The organism is Arthrobacter burdickii, assembly GCF_030433645.1.
Classification (GTDB): Bacteria; Actinomycetota; Actinomycetes; order Actinomycetales; family Micrococcaceae; genus Arthrobacter_D; species Arthrobacter_D burdickii.
Genome location: NZ_JAROCG010000001.1, coordinates 2,104,505 through 2,125,542 on the forward strand (window position 1 = coordinate 2,104,505; position 21,038 = coordinate 2,125,542).

Annotated in this window: 19 protein-coding genes; 15 read left to right on the plus strand and 4 right to left on the minus strand. The window is 68.5% G+C overall.

The window, feature by feature from the left end; all coding sequences use genetic code 11:
- Both P5G52_RS09775 and P5G52_RS09780 read left to right on the plus strand, forming a co-directional pair.
- Positions 1-294: a F0F1 ATP synthase subunit epsilon gene (locus P5G52_RS09775; RefSeq protein WP_301226906.1), complete on the plus strand. Its 294-nt coding sequence runs from the start codon at positions 1-3 to the stop codon at positions 292-294.
- A gap of 10 nt (positions 295-304) precedes the next feature.
- The gene (locus P5G52_RS09780; protein WP_301226908.1) at positions 305-736 is read left to right on the plus strand and encodes a DUF2550 domain-containing protein; all 432 of its coding nucleotides are present in this window, start codon (positions 305-307) and stop codon (positions 734-736) included.
- A 41-nt stretch (positions 737-777) separates the two neighbouring features.
- Here P5G52_RS09780 and P5G52_RS09785 read toward each other — a convergent pair whose 3' ends face one another.
- Together P5G52_RS09785 and nucS are read right to left on the minus strand one after the other, a co-directional pair.
- Positions 778-1,986, minus strand: coding sequence for an N-acetylglucosamine-6-phosphate deacetylase (locus P5G52_RS09785; RefSeq protein ID WP_301226910.1), 1,209 nt, complete (start codon positions 1,984-1,986; stop codon positions 778-780).
- Positions 1,987-2,081: 95 nt separating this feature from the next.
- Positions 2,082-2,777: an endonuclease NucS gene (gene nucS, locus P5G52_RS09790; RefSeq protein ID WP_301226912.1), complete on the minus strand. Its 696-nt coding sequence runs from the start codon at positions 2,775-2,777 to the stop codon at positions 2,082-2,084.
- A 369-nt stretch (positions 2,778-3,146) separates the two neighbouring features.
- On the opposite strand from nucS, the gene P5G52_RS09795 reads away from it, so the two are divergent.
- The 3 genes from P5G52_RS09795 to P5G52_RS09805 all read left to right on the plus strand — a co-directional run bounded on the left by P5G52_RS09795 (position 3,147) and on the right by P5G52_RS09805 (position 5,691).
- Complete coding sequence (locus tag P5G52_RS09795) at positions 3,147-4,385, plus strand: hypothetical protein (protein ID WP_301226914.1); 1,239 nt, start codon at positions 3,147-3,149, stop codon at positions 4,383-4,385.
- A 129-nt stretch (positions 4,386-4,514) separates the two neighbouring features.
- Positions 4,515-4,838 (plus strand): hypothetical protein, encoded by a 324-nt coding sequence (locus P5G52_RS09800; protein WP_301226916.1) that lies wholly within the window; start codon positions 4,515-4,517, stop codon positions 4,836-4,838.
- A gap of 43 nt (positions 4,839-4,881) precedes the next feature.
- Positions 4,882-5,691 carry an alpha/beta hydrolase gene (locus P5G52_RS09805; protein WP_301226918.1) on the plus strand — a complete coding sequence of 270 codons (810 nt, stop codon included), beginning with the start codon at positions 4,882-4,884 and terminating at the stop codon, positions 5,689-5,691.
- A 54-nt stretch (positions 5,692-5,745) separates the two neighbouring features.
- Here P5G52_RS09805 and P5G52_RS09810 read toward each other — a convergent pair whose 3' ends face one another.
- On the minus strand, positions 5,746-7,065 hold the full coding sequence (locus P5G52_RS09810; RefSeq protein WP_435868664.1) for an AI-2E family transporter: 1,320 nt from the start codon (positions 7,063-7,065) through the stop codon (positions 5,746-5,748).
- Between the two features lie 322 nt (positions 7,066-7,387).
- Here P5G52_RS09810 and P5G52_RS09815 point away from each other — a divergent pair, with 322 nt between their 5' ends.
- The 7 genes from P5G52_RS09815 to P5G52_RS09845 all read left to right on the plus strand — a co-directional run bounded on the left by P5G52_RS09815 (position 7,388) and on the right by P5G52_RS09845 (position 15,597).
- On the plus strand, positions 7,388-9,142 hold the full coding sequence (locus P5G52_RS09815) for a DUF8094 domain-containing protein (RefSeq protein ID WP_301226920.1): 1,755 nt from the start codon (positions 7,388-7,390) through the stop codon (positions 9,140-9,142).
- Between the two features lie 52 nt (positions 9,143-9,194).
- On the plus strand, positions 9,195-10,151 hold the full coding sequence (locus P5G52_RS09820; RefSeq protein WP_301226922.1) for a tetratricopeptide repeat protein: 957 nt from the start codon (positions 9,195-9,197) through the stop codon (positions 10,149-10,151).
- A 113-nt stretch (positions 10,152-10,264) separates the two neighbouring features.
- Positions 10,265-11,377: an NADH:flavin oxidoreductase/NADH oxidase gene (locus P5G52_RS09825; protein WP_301226924.1), complete on the plus strand. Its 1,113-nt coding sequence runs from the start codon at positions 10,265-10,267 to the stop codon at positions 11,375-11,377.
- A gap of 61 nt (positions 11,378-11,438) precedes the next feature.
- Positions 11,439-12,248: an ABC transporter ATP-binding protein gene (locus tag P5G52_RS09830; RefSeq protein WP_301226926.1), complete on the plus strand. Its 810-nt coding sequence runs from the start codon at positions 11,439-11,441 to the stop codon at positions 12,246-12,248.
- A complete protein-coding gene (locus P5G52_RS09835) occupies positions 12,230-13,795 on the plus strand; it encodes a transporter (RefSeq protein ID WP_301226928.1) in 1,566 nt (521 codons plus the stop codon). Before P5G52_RS09830 ends, P5G52_RS09835 begins: the two co-directional genes overlap by 19 nt.
- 220 nt (positions 13,796-14,015) lie before the next feature.
- Positions 14,016-14,618 (plus strand): DUF6318 family protein, encoded by a 603-nt coding sequence (locus P5G52_RS09840; RefSeq protein ID WP_301226930.1) that lies wholly within the window; start codon positions 14,016-14,018, stop codon positions 14,616-14,618.
- A gap of 127 nt (positions 14,619-14,745) precedes the next feature.
- Complete coding sequence (locus tag P5G52_RS09845) at positions 14,746-15,597, plus strand: PKD domain-containing protein (RefSeq protein WP_301226932.1); 852 nt, start codon at positions 14,746-14,748, stop codon at positions 15,595-15,597.
- Positions 15,598-15,599: 2 nt separating this feature from the next.
- Here P5G52_RS09845 and P5G52_RS09850 read toward each other — a convergent pair whose 3' ends face one another.
- Positions 15,600-16,898 carry an HNH endonuclease signature motif containing protein gene (locus tag P5G52_RS09850; RefSeq protein WP_301226934.1) on the minus strand — a complete coding sequence of 433 codons (1,299 nt, stop codon included), beginning with the start codon at positions 16,896-16,898 and terminating at the stop codon, positions 15,600-15,602.
- A 247-nt stretch (positions 16,899-17,145) separates the two neighbouring features.
- On the opposite strand from P5G52_RS09850, the gene P5G52_RS09855 reads away from it, so the two are divergent.
- The 3 genes from P5G52_RS09855 (at position 17,146) to P5G52_RS09865 (ending at position 21,004) form a co-directional block, all read left to right on the plus strand.
- Positions 17,146-17,445 (plus strand): DUF3039 domain-containing protein, encoded by a 300-nt coding sequence (locus tag P5G52_RS09855; RefSeq protein WP_301226936.1) that lies wholly within the window; start codon positions 17,146-17,148, stop codon positions 17,443-17,445.
- Positions 17,446-17,783: 338 nt separating this feature from the next.
- A complete protein-coding gene (locus tag P5G52_RS09860; protein ID WP_301226938.1) occupies positions 17,784-19,229 on the plus strand; it encodes an MFS transporter in 1,446 nt (481 codons plus the stop codon).
- Complete coding sequence (locus P5G52_RS09865) at positions 19,226-21,004, plus strand: DEAD/DEAH box helicase (RefSeq protein ID WP_087076222.1); 1,779 nt, start codon at positions 19,226-19,228, stop codon at positions 21,002-21,004. The genes P5G52_RS09860 and P5G52_RS09865 overlap by 4 nt, the downstream gene beginning before the upstream one ends.
- The last annotated feature ends 34 nt before the right edge of the window (positions 21,005-21,038 follow it).

Here is a 21,038-nt window from a genome sequence, read left to right on the forward strand (position 1 = left end):
ATGGCATCGCACGGCGAACTCGAGGTCGAAATCGTTGCGGCCGACCACTTCGTGTGGTCGGGCGCAGCGCGCACGGTCAACGCACGCACCGCCAACGGGCAGATCGGGATCCTTCCCGGTCACTCTCCGATCCTGGCGATCCTCGAAGCGGGTGAGCTCTCGGTGGAGCCGGTCGACGGCGAACGCCTGGTGGTCGGTGTGGACGGTGGCTTCTTCTCTGTCGACTCGAACCGGGTAGTGATCGTGGCGGACAACGCCAGGGTCGGCGGTTCGGTGACTCCGGAATCCGTCTAGGCTTCCCGGCATGGAGCCACTGGGTGTGACGTTCATCTGCCTTGCGGTCGTCTTCGGCCTGCTCGTGCTCGTGATCGGCGCCTTCCTGCTCCGTCGCTACCAGCTCAACCGTGCCCTCGGCACTTTCGACGCCTCCATCCGCCTCCCTCCTAAGGGCTGGCGGGTGGGGGTTTGTCGTTATACGGACAAGAACCTGGAATGGCTCAGCCTTCTGTCGCTGAGCCCGATTCCGAAATTCCGTTTCCTCCGCAGTTCCCTCGAGGTGGAAGGCTGGCGGGCTCCCACCGAAGCGGAGCGTGTGCGGATCCAGCCGGGGGCGATCATCGTCCAGCTGGCCTACGAGGGCAAGCCCTTCGACCTGGCCATGAAGTACGACGTGTACGCAGGGCTCTCCTCCTGGATCGAGGCCGGTCCGGTGATCGGTATCGGCACCTGGCGCTGACGCCGCCATCAGATCGCGCCGGCGGGAACGGTGCTGGCCGGCTAGAGTTCCAGCGGTCGGACCCAGGTCCCGCTTCGCAGCACACCCTTCAGCTGCAGGTCGGGGGAGACCACCAGGGCGTCGGCACGCAGCCCGCTCCGCAGGCTCCCCACTTCGTCGGCCAGTCCCAGGACGCCCGCCGGCACTGCCGTCGCGGAGCGGACGGCATCCTCCGCGGGGACGCCCGCCTCGACGGCGCAGCGCACCACGTCGAGCAGGCTCGCGGCGCCGCCGGCCAGACCGCCCGACGCCGTCAGGACGGCGGAATCTCCGACGATGGCGATCTCGCTCCGTCCCAGCCGGTAGGTGCCGGACGCGCACCCTGCGGCCGCCGTCGAGTCGCTGACCAGGCAGATGTTCTCAGAACCCGCGATGGTGAACGCCATGCGTACAGTCTCGGGGTGCAGGTGCACGTTGTCGGCGATGAGTTCGACGGCGATCTCGCCGGCCCGGGCGCGCTGCAGGAGCAGCGGTACGGGGCCGGGGGAGCGGTGGTGGATCGCGGGCATGGCGTTGAACAGGTGCGTGGCTGTCGGCCGCCCGCTGAACCCTGCGAAGCCGGTGGAGGCCAGTTCCTCGTTGATGAGGTCGAGGGCCGCGGTGGTCTCCTCCGTCGAGCTGTCCGTGTGCCCGATGGACGGGATGACGCCGTGCGTGACGAGTTCGTAGACGAGGACGTCGCTGCCGGGCAGTTCCGGGGCGTAGGTCATGGAGGTGAGGTGCCCTCTTCCCGCGGCGACGAGCCGTGCGACGTCCTCCTGCGTCGGCAGGAGGAGGAACGCCGGGTCATGGGCGCCGTTGCGCTCCCGGGACAGGAAGGGCCCTTCGGCGTGGATGCCGGCGACCAGTCCGGCCTCGGTCGCCACGGCGAGCCTTTCGAAGGCGGCCTCGAGGTCCTCCAGCGGGGCCGCGCAGGTGCTGGCGAGCAGCGTCGTCGTGCCGCTGCGGTGCAGGTACGCTGTCGCCGCCTCGAGGTCGGCAGGGGAGCCCGAGGTGAAGTCTCCGCCACCCGCACCGTGGCAGTGGAGGTCGATGAGCCCCGGGAGGATCAGGAAGCCCTCGGGAAGCCTCTCGGCAGGGGCACCGCCCGCAGCCTGTCCCGCCTCGGTGATGCGTGAACCGTCCCAGCGCAGCACGCCGTCGTCGACGATGCCCGCGTCGGTCACCAGTCGTCCGGACAGGGCAGTGGGTGTTCCGCTCGAGAGGGCCATTGTCCGATTCTAGGCCCGTGTGATTCCGGGCCGCCCGATTCACAGCCCGTCCGGTTCAAGGCCCGCCAGGGCCGGGGCGGATCAGCCGGGGCGGATCAGAAGAGGCGGGACGCGCTGTCGTCGACGCCCCGCATGGCGTCGTAGTCCAGCGTCAGGCAGTCGATGCCCCGGTCCGTGGCGAGCACGCGGGCCTGCGGCTTGATCTGCTGGGCGGCGAAGACTCCACGGACCGGCGCCATGAGCGGATCGCGGTTGAGCAGTTCGAGATACCGGGTGAGTTGCTCGACGCCGTCGATGTCCCCGCGACGCTTCAGTTCGATCGCCACCGTGCGGCCCTCCGCGTCCCGGGCCAGGATGTCCACGGGACCGATGGCCGTCATGTACTCGCGGCGGATCAGGGTGAACCCGGCTCCGAGGAGCTCGATCTGCCCGGCGAGGAGCCGCTGGAGGTCCGCCTCGACGCCGTCCTTGACGAGCCCGGGGTCCACGCCGAGGTCGTGCGAGGATTCGTGCAACTGCTCGCGGATGCTGATGACGAGCCGATCGTCGCTCTTGGCATGCTGGACGGTCCAGACTTCGGTGATGCCTTCGGCGCGGTCGGCGTCGTCGGGCTCGCTCACTCGAAGGGTCGCGGGCGGGCTCATCCAGTTCAGGGGCTTGTAGGAGCCGCCGTCGGAATGGACCAGGACGGAGCCGTCCGACTTCACCATGAGGAGCCGCGTGGCAAGCGGGAGATGCGCCCGGAGGCGGCCGACGTAGTCGACGGAGCAGCGGGCTATTACTAAACGCACGGGCAACCTTCGGATCTACTGCGGGGGACATCCCTACAGCACGCTACGGGCAGGTGAGCCGCCGGCGGTAGGACCTGTCCATTCTAGGTGACAGCGCGCGGACCTGTGGCGGCGTCCGGGGGCGGTATCGCGCGGAGGGGGTCCGCTGCGCGCCGCGTGGAATGTGCTGCACGAGCGAGTGCTGCCCGTAGCGGCGTCGCGACTACCCGGGCAAAGACGAGTGCCGGGCAAGTGTTGTTAGGCAACGATCGCACGATCACACTGGAACGAGGCGGCCCCGTTCCGGCGGACTGTCCCAGAACGCGAGGACTGCCTCCCCTCCCGCATCACATGCCCACTACCCGCAGCGATGCGAGGCAGGACATCCCCATGAGATCACGCAGGTACGCGACCACCCTGGCCACCGTCGGATTGCTCATCGGAGGTGCCGTCGGGCCCCTCGCACCGGCGGCCTACGCGGACCACACCCGGGCGCACACGTGCCTCGAGGCCGGCGGTGTCTATACAGAAGCGGCCACACAGGGCGGGGACCGGTGCGTCGTCACCACGAGGACTGCAGGGCCCATCGTGGTCGGCGCCCCCGAGACGACGTACAGCGATGCGGTGCCTTCCGGTTCCCCAACAGTCGTCGAATCGGACGCCGCACCGTCGGGCGAAGCGACGGCCGAGACGGAGACGCGGGATGTCGGAAGCCCGGTCGTCGTCGAGAGCAAGCGGTTCGGCGAGCTCGAGATCACCTCCGCCGACAGTGATGCCGGCGAGCCCGCGGTTGAGTCCGCGGTCGTTCCCGGGGCGCCGACGACCACTACCCGCACCGAGCGCGGGACGCCCATCAGCACCGATGCACCGGGCACGCGGAACTGCAGGCGCCTCAATGACGACAAGGCTGCGAAGCCCGTCGAGCGGTGCGAGCGGACCGTCGTGACCACCACCACGACGCCGACGACCGTGATCACCACGGTCACGACCCCGCAGGAGCGCGTCACCACGACGACCCAGCCGCGGGAGACCGTCACCACGACGACCACGCCGGTGACCGAGGTCTTCACCTCGACCCAGCAGCAGGAATCCTGTGCCACCACCACGCAGCCCACCTCGTTCACCAGGACCACGACGCAGGCGACGACGCGAACGCAGACCGTCTCCATCCCGCGGACGAGGACCGTGACGACCACGGTGACCACGTACCGGTACACGCTCAACACGACAGCCCCGCTGGTGCCCGTGGTGTTCACAGGACCGAATGCGGCTGCGAACCCGCGGATAGCTGTCAACGAGACAGCCCTTGCCCCGTTGGTGACGACCCTCGAGCAGCCAGGCCCGTTGCAGGTCACCGTCGAGACACTCGCTGGGCCGGACCTGGTGAACACGATCTGTGCATCCACCGCCCCTGAGGTAATCGTCACGGACGGTGCGACCACTGATGATGTGCAGAGGGTAACGGCCCCCGCCGATTCCGAGGTCACCGTGACTCGGGAGAACATCGACCCGCTCGTGACCGGAACCAGCGCGCCCGGACAGCCGATCGTGACGACGAGTACCCGCGGAACCGGTGCCACCTGTTACAACAACCCCGCCACCGCAGAGCAACGGGCCAGCCGCTGCTAGCAGGGAAACAGCGCAACAGGCCTCCCCCGGTGCGGGTAAGCACCGGGGGAGGCCTGTTGCGTGAACGCGTGCTCCGCCCGGGGCTCGTCCCGATTCCTCGGACGGCCCCCGGTCAGGCAGACTGGACCGGTGCCCCGATCCAACCGACCCAGCCGGCCCGGCAGCAGCGCGCGCGGCAAGTGGGCCCCGCCGCCGGACATCGACCTCGAACGGGCACGTGCCGGCCTGCCGCTGCGCGAGTCCGCGCCCGACGGTGAATGGTCGGTCCGGCGGATCACCGAGCGGAACGCGGCCAAGACCTACACGTGCCCCGGCTGCAACTCGGCGATCGTGCCCGGGATCGCGCACCTCGTGGTGTGGCGTGAGGACTCGCTGTTCGGTCCCGAGACGGCGATCGCGGACCGGCGGCACTGGCACGTGAGGTGCTGGCAGACGCGCAGCTTCCGCTACTGAGGCCGGGTCCGGGCTTCGCGCGCGGCCGACCTAGACTGGTGGAATGGCCAGCGATACCCCCGAGTACACCTTCACGACCAGCGACGAAGCGATAGAGATCCGGGCATCGACGGTGCTGCCCGCAGATCGCCGCGACATCGAACTGCTCACTGCGGACGGCCTGACCCTCGTGGGCGAATTCGCGGCACCCGAGGGGCGGACGCCGAAGGCCACCCTCGTGACGCTCCACCCGCTGCCCACGCACGGCGGGTTCATGGACTCCCACGTGTACAGGAAGGCGTCCTTCCGCCTCCCCGCCCTCGCCGACATCGCGGTCCTGCGGTTCAACACGCGCGGCACCTGCTCCCCCCGGGGCTGCAGCGAGGGTACGTTCGACGGCGGTGACGGCGAACGCCTGGACCTCCAGGCGGCGGTCGACTGGGCCGTGGCACAGGGGCTTCACAACATCTGGCTCGTGGGCTGGTCCTTCGGCACCGAGCTGTGCCTCAAGTACGGCGCCCAGGACCCGGTGGCCGAGCTCATCGAAGGGGCCATCCTGCTCTCGCCGCCGCTGCACCGGGCGGGCGACGCCGACCTCGACGCCTGGGGTGCGAGCGGACTTCCCCTGAAGGTACTGGTTCCCGAGTTCGACGACTACCTGGTGCCGGACGACGCAGCGGAACGGTTCTCCCGTGTCCCGCAGGCCGACGTGACGGGGATCGACGGTGCGAAGCACCTCTGGGTGGGGGAGAAGTACGCCGCCCGGGCGCTCAACGAGATCGTGGGCGTCGTGCGCCCCGACGTCGCGCTTCCGCTGCCGTCGCACTGGACGGGACCTGCCGCCGTCGCCCCGTCGCCGCTGAAAGCGGGCTGAGCGGGCTTCGCTGCGGGCGGCCCGAACTCGACTGCGGGCGACGGATCGGTCGTGCTACTGGCCGTCCTGGCGGGCGATGAAGACTTCCTTGAGGAGCAGCATGACGGCGGCCGCCGTCGGGATGGCGATGAGGGCTCCGAGGACGCCGAGCAGGCTTCCGCCGGCGATCACGGCGATGACCGCTACCGCCCCGGGTACGGCGACGGCGCGCTGCATGATGCGCGGGGAGATGAAGTACGCCTCGAACTGCAGGTAGGCGATGTAGGGGATGGCGAACAGGAGCGCCGTATGCCAGCCGACCGTGAGTGCGATCAGGCTGACGAGGACCGCCGCGATCGTTCCGCCGACCAGCGGTATGAATGCCAGCAGCGCGACGACGAACGCCAGCAGCACGGAGAACGGGACGTTCGCGATGGTCATCACGATGAACGCGAAGGTTCCGTTGAGGAGGGCGACGCAGGCCTGGCCGATGACGTACATGCCCACGCTGCGGGTGATCTCCTCCGACAGGACCTCCACGCGGGGCCGGCGCGAGCGGGGGGCGAGCCGGTACGCCCATTTCTTCATCCCCGGCAGTGACGCGAGGAAGTACAGCGCGAGGACCAGGATCACCAAGGTGCCGAACAGGGCGTTCAGGATCACCGTTCCGACGCCGAGCACGCCGCCGAAGATCCCGCCCACCGCCGCGCTGTTGGTGAAGAACCTGTCGATCTCCGAGGTGACGCGGTCCCGCAGTTGGAACTGTGCGTCCAGCCCGGTGAAGAACTCCGAGTTCAGGAAGTCCTGTGCGTAGCCCGGTCCCCGGTCGACGATCTGCGAGGTCTGGCTGACGATCGTCGGGATGAGGAGGGCGAAGAATCCTGCCACGAAGCCGACGAGGATCGAGAGGGACGTGGCGATCCCCACCGGACGCGGTACTCCCTTGGTCTCGAGCCACCGCACGATCGGATCCAGTCCGAGGGCGATGAAGAGCGCCGCTCCGATCCAGACGAGGAGCTGGCCCACATTCGTGATGATGAAGAAGGCGAGAAGGGCGAGGCCCACGCCGACGCTCATCATGAAGCCGAAGTGGATGGGGTGGGACCGCATGGTCCTCGGGTATGCGCCGCCGAACTTCAGGCGTTCGTCGGTGAGCGATACATCGGGATCCACGGCGACGGGAGCGGGCTCGAGTTCCGGGGGGAATTCGAAGCGCGGGCGCGGCTGGGCCGTGGGAAGGGACCTGCGCGCGAGGGAGAAGAGCGAGCGCAGGGCCGACGGCGGAGGTGTCACGATGGTCGGCTGTCCGCCGGTGGACTGCCCGTCGTCGCTGGTCCCGACGGGCTCGGGCCGCGGGAGCGGCTGATCGAGCGGAACGTCCTGGTGGTCTGTCAACGAAGAGCTCTGCTTTCACGTGAGCGGTGCTGCTACCGCTGTTAGGGTCCGACTAGCGAAACCCTAACAGCCGGTGGCAGGGCGGCGAGGTTCTTGACGCGCCGTGCTTCGCGTCGTCCGGACGCAGTCCCCGGAGGCGGCTCCGGGCGCGGCCCCGACGGCCATCGGAACGGAGGCCTCCTCGCGCGGCGGGGCACGCCGGACGAACTTCGTTACCATTGAGGAGCTATTCCTGAGTGTGCTGTGTCGCGGCATCCGCTGCGCCGGCCTCAGAGCGGAAGGGGCCACGTGGTCCGCCGTAACGGACGACGATAGGCAACCAGTGCGCGGAAAGACAGCAATACCGATCATCGTGGCAGGGCTCCTGCTGATGCTCCTCGGCATCGGCCAGCGGACCCTCTGGGCTCCCGCCGAGACGGTGACCGCGAGCGTCGCCCAGGATGTCCGGGCTGCGCCGGTCACCGTGATCGAGCCCGGCGCACGCGACGGTGCGGGCGGATCGGTCGAGGTGACGGTGGACGCGGACGGTCCGTTCACCCTGGCCGTCGGGCGGTCCACGGACGTCGAGGCCTGGGTGGGCGACGCCGCGCACCTGAACGTCACAGGCGCCAGCGAGGACACACTCACCTCGGAGTATTCCGAGGGTGAGGACTCCGTGCCCGACCCCAGCGGCAGTGACCTGTGGATCAGTGAGGAACCCGGTGACGGGACGCTGACCTACCGCTGGAGCGAGCCCGCCGAGGGCGACTGGTCCATCCTTCTCGCCACCGACGGCGAGACGCCCGCTCCGACGCAGGTGTCCGTCACCCGCCCCAACGACCAGTCCACCCCGTTCGCGCTCCCGCTGATCCTCGGCGGTGCGCTCGTCGTCGTCCTGGGCATCGCGCTCCTCTTCCTCACCCCCCGCAACCGCGGCGGCCGGAACGCCGACGCCGTGGAGGGCACCCGTGCCTACGCCCGCAGGAACGGGCAGGCCGACAGGCCGGGCGGGGCTGCATACGCCGCTCCCGGTTCCGTCCTGGTCGTCGCGGGCCTGGTCGGCGCCGGATCGCTGCTGGGGATCGCGCCCGGAATGGCGACGACGTCGCCTTCTGCCACGCCCACCGCAGCGCCCACCGCAGCGCCCACCGCATCAGCCACTGCATCGGACACCGCTGCTGCGGGAGCCCCGTCGGCCGGCAGCGAGGCCAGCGGTCCGCCCGTCGTCCTCGACAGCCAGCTCGAGCGGATCCTGGGAGCAGTCGCCGCCGTGGTGGCCGACGGCGATGCCGACTCCGACGCGAAGCGCCTCGCCGAGCGTGTCGATGGCGAGGCGCTGGACCTCCGCGCCGGTGCCTACGCAGTGCGGGCGAAGGACAAGAAGGCCGCGGTCCCGCCGCCGGTGGCCGCCGACCCCGTCCTGCTCGACATGGTCCCCACCGACCCCGAGTGGCCGCGGACCATCGTCGCACTCACCCAGGGCGACGAGAACCCCGTGCCGCAGGCACTGCTGCTGGTCCAGGACACGCCACGCGAGAACTACCGGCTGGTCTCCGCCGTCCAGATGCTGCCCGGCAGCACGTTCCCCTCGCCTCCCGCTCCCGGCGCCACGGGCCCGGTTCCGCTCGACGAGTCCGGAACTCTCGCGGCCGCACCCCAGGACGCCGTCGCCTCCATCGCCGACTTCCTGACCAAGCCGTCCGGGAAGAATGCCAAGACCTTCGAGCAGAACTCCTTCGCCGAGGCGATCACCGAGTTCCAGGCCGGGGTGGTGGCCGATCCCGGCAACAAGGCGGCCAACATCACGTTCAGCCACGCGGCCCAGGCCGACCGCACCCAGGCACTGCTGACGGGCGACGGCGGGGCGATGGTCTTCGGCTACCTCACCCACAAGTACTCCAGCGTGCCGAAGTCCGGGGGCACCATCGATCTCAAGGGGACCGTGTACAAGGCGCTGACCGGCAAGGAGAGCAGCCGAAAGGGCATCGACGTCAACTACGGTGAGGCCGTGATGATGTACGTACCTCCGGCCGGCAGCGACGATAAAATCCGGGTCATCGGCGCCGCCCAGCAGTTGCTGTCCGCCAAGCTCCGCTGAGCCGGACGCATCCCGAGCTTCCCACCAGCAGCAGTCAGAGAAAGGCAGAGCATTGTCCACACCAGCACAGCGCGGCGGAATGCCGCCGTCGAGCATGAACCTCAGGGGAGCGGTGGACCTGTCCGCCCTCAAGGCGCGTGCCGACGCGGCAGCGCGCCCGGCAGCGGCACGGCAGGCTCCCGCTGCCCCGAGCCCGTACATCGTCGAGGTCACGGAGCAGACGTTCCCGCAGCTGGTGCAGCTCTCGGCGCAGGTGCCCGTCGTCGTGAACCTCCGGGCGACCTGGAGCGAGCAGTCGAACGAGGTGACCGCGGTGCTCGAGGCCGCCGTCGTGGAGTTCGACGGCCGGATCCTGCTGGCCAACGTCGACCTGCAGGCGCAGCCGCAGATCGCCCAGGCGTTCCAGGCGCAGGGCGCGCCCACCGTGGTCGCCGTCGTCAAGGGCCAGCCGGTGCCTCTGTTCGAGGGTGCCCTTCCCGACCCGCAGATCCGCGCGTACCTCGACGAACTCATGAAGGTCGCCGAGGCCAACGGCGTGACCGGGACGCTGAACGACGGCTCCCAGCCGGGCCCTGCCGCAGGGGAGGAGCCGCCGCTTCCGCCCCTGCACCAGGAGGCGTTCGACGCCATCGAGAAGGGCGACTACCCCGCTGCCGCGGCAGCGTACCGCCGCGCCCTCGCCGAGCAGCCCGCCGACGCCGATGCCAAGGCCGGGCTCGCCCAGGTGGAGCTCATGCAGCGTGTCCAGGACCTCGATGCCGCGGAGGTGCGCCAGCGCGGGGCCGACGAGCCCGATGCGGTCGATGCGCAGCTCGCGGTCGCCGACCTCGACCTCACGGGAGGCCATGTCGAGGACGCGTTCAACCGCGTCATCGCGTTCATCGGGCGGACGTCCGGCGAGGACAAGGAGACGGCACGCAAGCGCCTGCTGGAGCTGTTCGACGTCGTCGGTGTCACGGACCCGCGTGTGACCAAGGCCCGCAGCGCGCTGGCCCGGGCCCTGTTCTAGGACCCCTCCGGGTCCGGACCGGCCTGTCCGATTCCTGTTCCCACCCGATCCACCTGCCCACCAGACCTGCTCGATCCGCCTGACCTGACTGACCCGTCCCCCTGGAGGATGACATGACGCCCGCAGCTGCCTCGACCGGCTCACCCGGCCTCTTCGATCCGATCACGCTCCGTTCCCTCGACCTTGCACACCGCGGCTGGGTCGCGGCGATGTGCCAGTACTCGTGCGAGCCCGCTGTCGCTCCCGGGGTGCCGACCGACTGGCACCTCGTGCACCTCGGGCAGTTCGCGACCGGGGGAGCCGCGCTGATCATCACCGAGGCCGCCGCTGTCAGCCACGAGGGGATGATCAGCCCGCGCGACGCCGGCATCTACACGCAGGAGCAGGCCGACGCGTGGCGCCGCATCAACGACTTCATCCACGAGCACAGCGCCGTCGGGACGAAGACGGCGGTGCAGCTCGCGCATGCCGGGCGTAAGGCGTCCACCTACTGGCCCTTCAGCGGCCGGCACGACTCGGTGCCCGCGTCGGAGGGCGGCTGGCAGACGCTCGGTCCCACCGACGAGGCGTTCGGCAGGTACGCGGCGCCGCGTGCCATGACCGAGGAGGACATCGAGAAGGTGATCCGCGACTTCGGTGCGGCTGCCGCGCTCGCCGTCGGCGCCGGCTTCGACACGATGGAGATCCACGCCGCGCACGGATACCTGCTGCACCAGTTCCTGTCACCGCTGGTCAACACCCGGACGGACGGCTGGGGTGGCTCGGAGGAAGCACGCTTCCGGCTGACCCTCGAGGTGATCCGCGAGGTGCGGCGGATCATCCCGGAGTCGATGCCGCTGCTATTGCGCATCTCGGCCTCCGACTGGACCGAGGGCGGGCTCGACGGCGCAGTGTCGGCGAGGCTCGCGAAGCGCGCAGCCGAGGAGGGGGTCGACCTCGTCGATGTCTCGTCCGGCGGAGCCGTGCCGTCGGCGTCCATTCCCGTGGGACCCGGCTACCAGGTGGCCCTCGCCGAGGAGGTGCGGTCCTCCGGCGTCCCGACCGGTGCTGTCGGACTCATCAGTGACGCGCGGCAGGCGGACGAGGTGATCCGCAACGAGCGGGCCGACGTCGTCCTGGTCGCGCGGGCCGCGCTGCGCGATCCGCACTGGTGGATGCGTGCCGCGCACGAGCTGGGTCACGACCTGTCGCCCGTCCCGCAGTACGAGCGCGCCGGCGGGTTCTGACACGGGCCTCTCCTCCTATGGGATGACGAGGGGTCCCAGCGCGCGTTGCTAGCTTGGGGGCATGAGTTCCCTCGTTCCACCGTCGTCCGATGCAAACGATGCCCAGGCCGGGCCGGGCACGGCCGCGCTGAGCATCCGTGGGCTGGCCAAGCGCTTCGGCGAGAAGATCGCCGTCAACGGTGTGCATCTGGAGGTGCCGCCGGGCTCCTTCTACGGGCTCGTCGGACCGAACGGTGCCGGCAAGACCACCACGCTCTCGATGGCGACGGGGTTGCTGCGCCCGGACTTCGGACAGGCCCTCGTGCATGGCGTGGATGTGTGGGCGCGGCCGCTCGAGGCCAAGAAGCTGATGGGCATCCTGCCCGACGGCGTCCGCCTCTTCGACCGGCTGACCGGCGAGCAGCTCGTCACGTATGCCGGGCTGCTCCGGGGAATGGACCGTGAGACCGTGGTCGAGCGGACCCACGACCTCCTGCGTGCCCTGGATCTCACGAACGACGCCGGGACACTGGTGGTGGACTACTCGGCGGGCATGACGAAGAAGATCGCCCTGGCGTCGGCCCTTATCCACGCTCCGAGGCTGCTGGTGCTCGACGAACCCTTCGAGTCCGTCGATCCGGTGTCAGCTGCCAACATCCGGGACATCCTCGGCGGCTACGTGCAGTCCGGAGGGTCCGTCATCGTCTCCAGCCATGTCATGGATCTCGTGCAGCGCATGTGCGACCACGTCGCCGTCATCGCGGCGGGCACCGTCCTCGCAGCGGGAACGGTCGACGAGGTCCGGGGCGATGCGACGCTCGAGGACCGCTTCGTCGAACTGGTCGGTGGACGCAACACGTCGGAAGGGCTGTCGTGGTTGCGCACCTCCTGAGGCTGAAGCTCCTCCTGCTGCGGAATTCCCTTCGTCGGAGCACGGCGCAACTTATCGGCGTGATCCTGGGCGGCCTCTACGGGCTGGGGGTCCTGTCGTTCCTCGTCGTCGGCCTCGTGCTCCTCGGCAGGGCCGACGTCGAACTCATCCGGACTGTTCTCGTGGTCGGCGGTTCGGCTGCGGTGCTCGGGTGGATCATCATCCCCATCGCGGCCACCGGCATCGACATGACCCTCGACCCGGCGCGGTTCGTGACGTTCGCGATCCCGATGCGCCAACTGATCGCAGGACTCGTCCTCGGTGGCCTGCTGGGCATCCCCGGCGTGGTGACCCTGATCGCCGCCCTGGCACAGGTCACCACCTGGATCCGCTACCCGGCGGCGGCCCTGGCCGCGCTCGTCTGCGGCCTCGTCGCGGTCCTCCTGTGTGTCGTCGCGTCACGGCTCGTCACGACCGCCGTGTCCTCCATGACGGGGTCCCGTCGCTTCAAGGACGTGAACGGCATCGTCGCGTTCATCCCTCTGATCTTCCTCGGACCGATCATCGGGGGAGTGACTGCGGGTTTCCAGAACTCGCCCGGCTTCGCCGCGTCCCTCGCTGACGTCCTCGCCTGGACTCCGCTGGGCGCGCTGTGGGCGGCTCCGGCCGACATCGCCGCAGGCGACCCGGCGCTCGCCGTCGTGCGTTTCCTGATCGGGGTGCTCACCCTGGCGCTGTTCCTGGTGCTGTGGAGCCGCACCCTCCGCAACGCGCTCGTCACTCCTCCCTATAACGCCGTCGCCAAGCGGGCCGGTGGAAAGATCGGCTGGTTCGGCCGGTTCCCCGCGACACCTGCCGGTGCGGTGGCAGCGCGGGCGCTCACCTACTGGTTCAGGGATCCCCGGTACTTCGCCTCGCTCGTCGTGATCCCCTTCCTGGCGGTGATTCTCTATTTCTCGGGCGGAGGGTCCGAAGGTGCTTTCGCCTTCCTCGGTCCCACGACCGCCTTCCTCCTGGCCTGGTCGATCGCCGCCGATATCTCCTACGACAACACCGCGTTTAGCCTGCACGTCTCGACCGGGGTCAAGGGCAGGGATGACCGTCTGGGCCGCGCCGCCGCCCTCCTGGTCTTCGCGCTGCCGGTCACGCTGGTGTTCACGGTGCTGCCGTTGCTCATCACGGGACGGGCCGAGGATCTGCCGGTGATGCTGGGCCTATCGATCGGCGTCCTGCTCACCGGGGCCGGGCTGTCCAGCGTCGTGTCGGCGAGGTACACATACAACGTCCCCCTGCCTGGCGAGAGCGCCTTCAAGACGCCGCCGGGGACGAGCTTCACGATGTTCGCGGTGCAGATGGTGGGGTGGCTCGTCCTGCTGTTGCTGGCATTGCCGGAGATCACCCTGACCATCGTGTATTTCGTCACGGGGCAGGCAGTGTTCGGCTGGCTGACCCTGCTGGCCGGAGTGGTACTCGGCGTGATCCTGCTGGTCGTCGGGATTCGGACAGGCGGTCGCTGGTACGACCGGAGGGCTCCCGAGCTGCTGCTGTCCGTGGCGGCCAACCGCTGACGGCTGCGCTTTCCCTGCTTGTCGCCGCGCATTCCGCCTGCCCACGTCTCCGCCCTCCCCGAAGCTGTGCATAACCCCTCGTGGTAGGAGGGGTCGAGGGCTATGCTGGGGGCCATTCCGGGTGGCTGGTCGATGGTGACGGGGGAGTTGCGTGTACTTCATGCGTACAAGTGGCCGTCCTTGTCGGGCAGCATTGCCGGCGGGGGCCGCGATTGTGCTGATGCTCCTGACAGGGTGCCAAGGCAACGGCGGCCCGTCCGCCAACGAGACGCAGAGTCAGCCTTCATCGACCTCAGCACCTCCAACCGCGGAGGTGTCCGCGTCAGCCACGTCCTCCTCGGGTCCCGAACCGTCGCCTGCTTCTTCGGCAGGTCCGGCTGCCAACATCCCGGTTCCCGTGAAGCCCGCACTGGCGGACGAGAACTCGAAGGAGGGTCTGGAGGCCTTCACGAAGTACTGGCTCGAGCTGTTCTCGTACGGCTACGAGACGAATGACTGGGCACCATTTGAGGCCGTGACCGACCCCGGGTGCAGGACGTGCGGAAATCTCAGCCAGGCAGTTAAGGTTCATTATTCGAGCGGTGGATGGATCCAAGGCGGAACTATCAGCCTGAATTCGAGTGAAACGGGTTTCGAAAAAAATACCACTGGTTCAATAAATTCATTCGTTGACATCACGCAAGATGAAATAGTTTACTTCAATTCCAGCGGTGACGAAGTAAAGAAGACGGCGCAAACCCCATCAACCATCGGAGTTTCCATAGCTTTTTGGGAAGATGACCACTGGGTAATGCTCGATTTCGGATCCCCCGAGGGGACTTAGGTTGGGCACTTATTTTTCGCGAGTAAAAATTCCACTATCATTTGCTCTCGCAATGATAGTGATTCCTGCTGCACCGGCTTCCGGAGGCGACAGCGAACCGTCCGCTGGCATCACTGAGTCTGGGTGGGTGAATGCCGGCAACACCATAAGAAGCACGATTAGGCCAGCGACGAAAGCGCTCGCGCGCCCACAGGTCCTTTTAGATGCTGCTCAGCCAGCTGCTCTCCCGCAAGATGACGGCATCAGCTATGTCTACGAGCGGGCGTGCACCGCTGGTGATCAGAATGCGCTGGATCCGGTGACCTGCCCGCAGATGAATGCCCAGTGCGACGCCCAGGACGATGGGATTCTGGTCAACTGGATCGAGGTGAACAACAACGTCCAACCGGCGACCCAGACACCGACGGGCCGGTCGTCGTGCATGTACCCGGGTGAGCCGCTCGAGCCGCCCGTCGAGGGAGCTGCAGCGCCGGAGGAGGCGCCCATTGTCATCACCCTCGCCGAGTTCCAGAAGCAGCCAGTCCTTGCCTCGGTGATCATTTCCCAGCCCTCGAACTTCGGGCTGAGGAACGCGCATTCGAACATCTACGCGGAGGCACGCGAGCAGGAGTTCACCTTCGAGTTCCAGGACGCCACCATAGTGCTGAAGGCCCGACCGGTCGCGTATCAGTGGAACTACGGGGACGGCACAAGCGCGACAACCACCACGCCGGGCGGTCCGGTGCAGGGCGACGCCTTCGACACTGAGACGCCCACGAGTCATCAGTACGCCCAAACGGGAGACTTCAACCTCACGTTGACCACGTTCTTCGCCGGCGACTACTCCGTGGACGGCGGGCCATTCCAACCGGTTGCCGGCGAGGCCGCAGTCGTCTCGGTGCCGCATCTGATGAGCATCTGGCGCACCCAGGGGCACAACGTGAGCCAGAACTGCATCGAGAATCCGACCGGCATCGGCTGCGAAGCTCCCACCCGCTGAGGTCAGAAGGGTGGTGGGTCCGAGGCTGTGGTGTAGATCTTGCCGGCGGGTGAGGTAGCCATGATGGTGCCGGGAGCGGGCTGGGTGTAGTGCCAGATGCCTTCGGTTTTCAACATGTGGTGTTTGCGGCAGAGGTGGGAAAGGTTGTTGTGGGCTGTTGTGCCGTGGTGGGACCAAGGGGTGGTGTGGTCGAGTTCGCAGCGTGAGGCGGGGGTGTTGCAGCCGGGGTGTCGGCAGGTGCGGTCGCGGACGCGCAACCATTTCTTGAGGTCCGCGGGCACCGTGTAGGTGGTACGTCCGACGCTGAGGACGGCTCCGGTTTCGGGGTGGGTGAGGAGCCGGGTGAAGGAAGGGGCGTGGGCTGCGAGGTGGCGGGCCGTGTCGGCGGGGATGGGTCCGTAGCCTTCGAGGTCCGCGGGTCCATCGTCGAGGCCGAGCAGGGTCAGGACCGGGACTGTGATGTTGATGTTCGCCTGCACCCGATACGCGTCCGGGTGTTCGTGCCCGATCGCCCCGCACCGACAGCCGCCACCAGAGTTATCGGAGCCACCAGCACCGGCGTCTGGTTCCGTGTCTGATCGGGGGATATTCGTGGGGGTTCGGTGGCAAGGGCAGGTGTAATCAGGGGTGTATCTGGTGAGGAGCAGGTCGGTGAGGATGTCGGTGCGTAGTTGGGGCAGGGTGCGGTGTTCGGTGGGTGTCTGCAGGGCCCGGGCGGTGGTGGTGAGGCGGGTGTCGATGGCCGTGGCGTCGGTGGCGGGGAGGTGGATGTGCAGCCAGGCCATGGCGTCGTCGGCGGGTTCGAGGTCCACGCGGCGGTCCTGGGTGGCGGTGTGGGCGCGGTCCTGGAGGCTGGTGGGGTGGAGTTCAGTGCGTAGTTTCCGGGCGCGGTGGGCCAGGCGGGGGACGGTGGTATCGGCTGCGATGGGTAGCAGGGCTTCTTCCATGGCGGCGGCGGCGCCGGAGGGCAGGGCAGCGTATTCGTAGAGGAGGGTTGTGGCGTGAGCCCAGGAGATGGTGCCTGCATGCAGGGCGTCCAGGGTTTTGGGGTGGTAGTTGACCAGCAGCGCGGAGTGTTGGACGAGCCGGTGGGCGGTGCGTTCGGAGATGCGGAGCAGGCACGCTATTTCGCTTGCGGTGGTGGTGTCGGCGAGGTTGGTATGCCGGTGGGGTGCGTAGGAGCCCTGGAGGATGCGTTCTGTGAAGAGTTCGCGAAGTTCGGTGGCGGCGCGGGCGATGTCGGCGTCGATCCGTGCTTTCTCGGCGCTCAGTTCGGTTATCCGGGAGGATATCCTCTGCATTTCCATCAATTGCTCGAACGGGGTCCGCATGGTTCTATGATCTCGTCCACCACCGACATTATCGGGTGGGTCGAAAGTATGTGGAAAGCAGGTCGAAAGCGGATTGAAAGCGAGCCAGGAGTCGTCGGAGAACCGGCACCAGGGAATACCCGTCCGGCCCCCTGTCATTATCCCGCCACGCAATTCCTGCGACTGCCAATCGCCCGGCACCCCTGTCCGCCAAGCTGCCGAGCGATAGACTGAAGCCATGACTATGCCCGCAGATCCCTTCGCAAACGATCCCCTCGATACCGGCACAGGCGGCTCCACGGCGACCATCGAACGTGAGGAAGTACGCCAGGAAGTCGAGCCAGGCGACTCGGAGCGCTTCGCGCACTACGTGCGCAAGGAGAAGATCATGGAGTCGGCCTTCACCGGCGAGCCCGTGATCGCGCTCTGCGGCAAGGTCTGGACGCCGGGACGCGATCCCGAGAAGTTCCCCGTCTGCCCCGAATGCAAGGAAATCTACAACGGCCTCCGCCCGGGCGACGACAAACCCAAGGGCTGATCACCCGCCATCCCTCGGGAAGGCGACAAGCCAGGCGAGCAACCGGCCCCGCGAGCAACCGAACCCGCGAGCGACGGACCCCGCGAGCAACCGGCCCCGCGAGCAACCGGCCCCGCGAGCAACCGGCCCCGCGAGCAACCGGCCCCGCGAGCAACCGGCCCCGCGAGCAACCGGCCCCGCGAGCAACCGCGCGGACGCGCATGCCGGGGCTTCCGGCCATCTTGCCCGCGCAGGATCCAGCGCGCAGGCGGACCCCTCGTACGTCGTCGGGGTTCAGACGGCGGGCCCCTCGGCCACCGCCCCAGCAGAACGCCACCGCCCCAGCAGAACAAGGTGCCATGAAGAAGACCGCGAGCAAGGCCGCCCGGGCGATGTCGCCCGAACTGCGCCCGCTCATCATCGGGATCCTCGCGATCATCACGTGCGCCGCCTTCGAGGCGATGGCCGTCGTCACCGCCATGCCCTCGGTGGCACGGGAACTGTCCGGCGAGTCGAGCTACGGGCTCGCGTTCTCCATGTACCTGACGGCCTCACTGTTGGGCACCGTCGTCGCCGGATCGTGGTGTGACCGGAAGGGGCCCCGGCCTGCCCTCGCCGTCGGGCTGTCGCTCATGATCCTCGGGCTGCTCGCAGCAGGAGCGGCGCCGGACTTCTGGCTCGTGACGGTCGGCCGCGCGGTGTCCGGTCTCGGCGGCGGCTTCATGATCGTGGCGGTCTACGTCGTGATCGGCAGGTCCTTCCCCCAACGTGTGCAACCCGTGGTGTTCGGGTGGCTGGCGGCCGCCTGGGTGGTGCCGGGGCTCATCGGACCGGTGATCGCGGGCTTCGTCACGGAGCAGTTCGGCTGGCGCTGGGTGTTCCTCGGCGTGTCACCCATCGTGCTTGCCGCCGTCGTCATCGTGTGGCCGAAGACCAGGGGGCTCGGGCCGATCGACTCGCCCGAGGCCGGTTCCGCTGCGGCACGTGTGGTGCGGGGCTTCGCCCTCGCCGGTGGAGTGTTCGCCGCGCAGTGGGCCGTCGTCCGGCTCGCCGACGCGGAGAGCCCGAGTGCCGCAGCCGTGTCCGCCCTGGTCCTCCTGGCGGTGGCAGGCATCGTCGTCGTCCTCATCGTCCTGCCGGCGCTCCTGCCGAAAGGCACCCTGGTCCTCGCGCGCGGACTGCCCAGCATCATCGCCACCCGCGGGATCGTGAATGTCGCGTTCTTCGGCGTCGAGGCCTTCATCCCGCTCATGCTGGTCAGTTCCCGCGGCATAGATCCCGGAACCGCCGGCCTGACCCTGAGCGCTGCTGCGCTCGGCTGGAGTGCGGGGTCCTTCGTCCAGGCGCGTGTGACGTTCGGCCGCCAGTGGCTGCTCGTCGCCGGATCCTCCGTGCTGTCGCTGTCGCTCGGCGGATTCGTCCTCGCCACGGCCGTCGAAGCTCCCCTCTGGGTGTTGGTCGCGACGTGGGGAATATCGGGGTCCGCCATGGGCATGGCGCTCTCGAGCGCGTCCGTCCTGGTGCTGAAGCTCTCGGCGGAGAGTGAGCAGGGACGCAATTCCGCGGCGCTCCAGATCTCCGACCAGCTCGGTGGAGTCGTGGGGACAGCCGGCGCGGGCGCCCTCTTCGCCCTCCTGCACGACCCGTCGAACCCGGGACACGTGCCGACCTTTGTTGCGATCTGGCTGGCTCTGTGGGTGTTCACGGCAGCAGGTATAGTTTCGGGTCTGAGAGGGGCCAGGTTCCCTGATGCCGGCCCCGGCCTCACCCCCAGCAAGTCAATGGAAGGTACTGTCCCGGCGTGAGTAGTGACACCCTGTTCGGTGCCGGCGCAGCCCTGCCCCCCGCATATCCGGAGCGCGCAGCATGGGGGACCGCCCCCAAGCTCCGCCAGTGGCAGAGCGAAGCGCTGGAGAAGTATTTCCGGGAATCACCGAGCGATTTCCTCGCCGTGGCGACTCCGGGCGCCGGTAAAACGACCTTCGCCCTGAGGGTGGCCACGGAACTCGTGGACCGCGGCATCGTCAACCGGATCACCGTCGTCGCCCCGACGGATCACCTCAAGCGCCAGTGGGCCGATGCCGCTGCGCGGGTGGGCCTCGCGATCGACCCCAACTTCAAGAATGCGGACGGCCGCCATGGCGGTGCCTTCATCGGCGTCGCCGTGACGTACGCGCAGGTCGCCAGCAAGCCGATGCTGCACCGTGCCAAGACCGAGGCCGCCCGCACCCTCGTCATCCTCGACGAGATCCACCACGGCGGCGACGCGCTGTCCTGGGGCGACGGCATCAGGGAGGCCTTCGAGCCCGCCGCGAGGCGGCTCGCGCTCACCGGGACGCCCTTCCGCTCCGATACGGCCGCCATCCCCTTCGTGGAGTACGCCGAGGACCGCGACGGCATTCGCCGCTCGCGTGCCGACTACACCTACGGCTACGGCCAGGCACTCCGGGACCACGTGGTGCGCCCGGTCATGTTCATGGCCTACTCGGGCCAGATGCGCTGGCGCACCAGTGGCGGCGAGGAAATGGCCGCGTCGCTCGGTGAGGCCGCGGTCACCAAGGACATCACGGCGCAGGCCTGGCGGACGGCACTCAACCCCGCCGGTGAGTGGATCCCCGCGGTCCTCGCCGCCGCCGACAAGCGGCTCACCGAGGTGCGGCGTACGGTGCACGACGCCGGTGGCCTCGTGATCGCGACGGACCACGACGACGCCCGCGCCTACGCGGGCCAGCTCAAGCGGATCACGGGGGAGTCCCCGACGGTCATCCTCTCGGACGACGCGAAGGCGTCCTCGAAGATCGAGGAATTCTCCGACGGCGACAAGCGGTGGATGGTCGCGGTCCGCATGGTGTCCGAGGGCGTCGACGTCCCGCGCCTCGCCGTCGGCGTCTATGCGACGTCGACCGCGACGCCGCTGTTCTTCGCGCAGGCCGTCGGCCGTTACGTCCGTGCGCGACGACGCGGGGAGACGGCGTCGATCTTCCTGCCCTCCGTGCCGAACCTCATGGCGCTCGCCAATCAGCTCGAACTCGAACGCGACCATGCCCTCGACCGGCCCGAGAAGGACGACGAGGGGTTCGGCCTCGAGGACGGCCTGATGGAGGCGGCGAACCGCGAGGACAAGGCCTCGGACTCCCTGACCAAGCAGAAGTTCGAGGCCCTCGAATCGCAGGCCTCCTTCGACCGCGTCCTGTTCGATGGCGGCGAGTTCGGCACCGGCGGCGAGATGGGCAGCGAGGAGGAACTCGACTTCCTCGGGATCCCTGGGCTGCTCGACGCCGATCAGGTGGGCCAGCTCCTGCGCCAGCGCCAGCAGGAACAGCAGTCCCGGCGGAAAGCGAGGCCGATGGCGGCGCCTGCCGCCGAACCGGTCGTGGTGGACCACCGTCAGCTCACGGAACTGCGCGGGCAGCTCGCCAAGAACGTCTCGGCCTGGGCGGCCCGCACCGGCATGCCCCACGGCCAGGTCCACACGGAGCTGCGCCGCCAGTGCGGCGGACCGGCCGTGGCGCAGGCCAACGAGGACCAGCTCCAGCGGCGGCTGCAGAAGCTGCAGGACTGGTTCATCGGTAAGAAGTAGCAGGCAAGAAGCAGCAGGAAAGAAGCAGGACCGG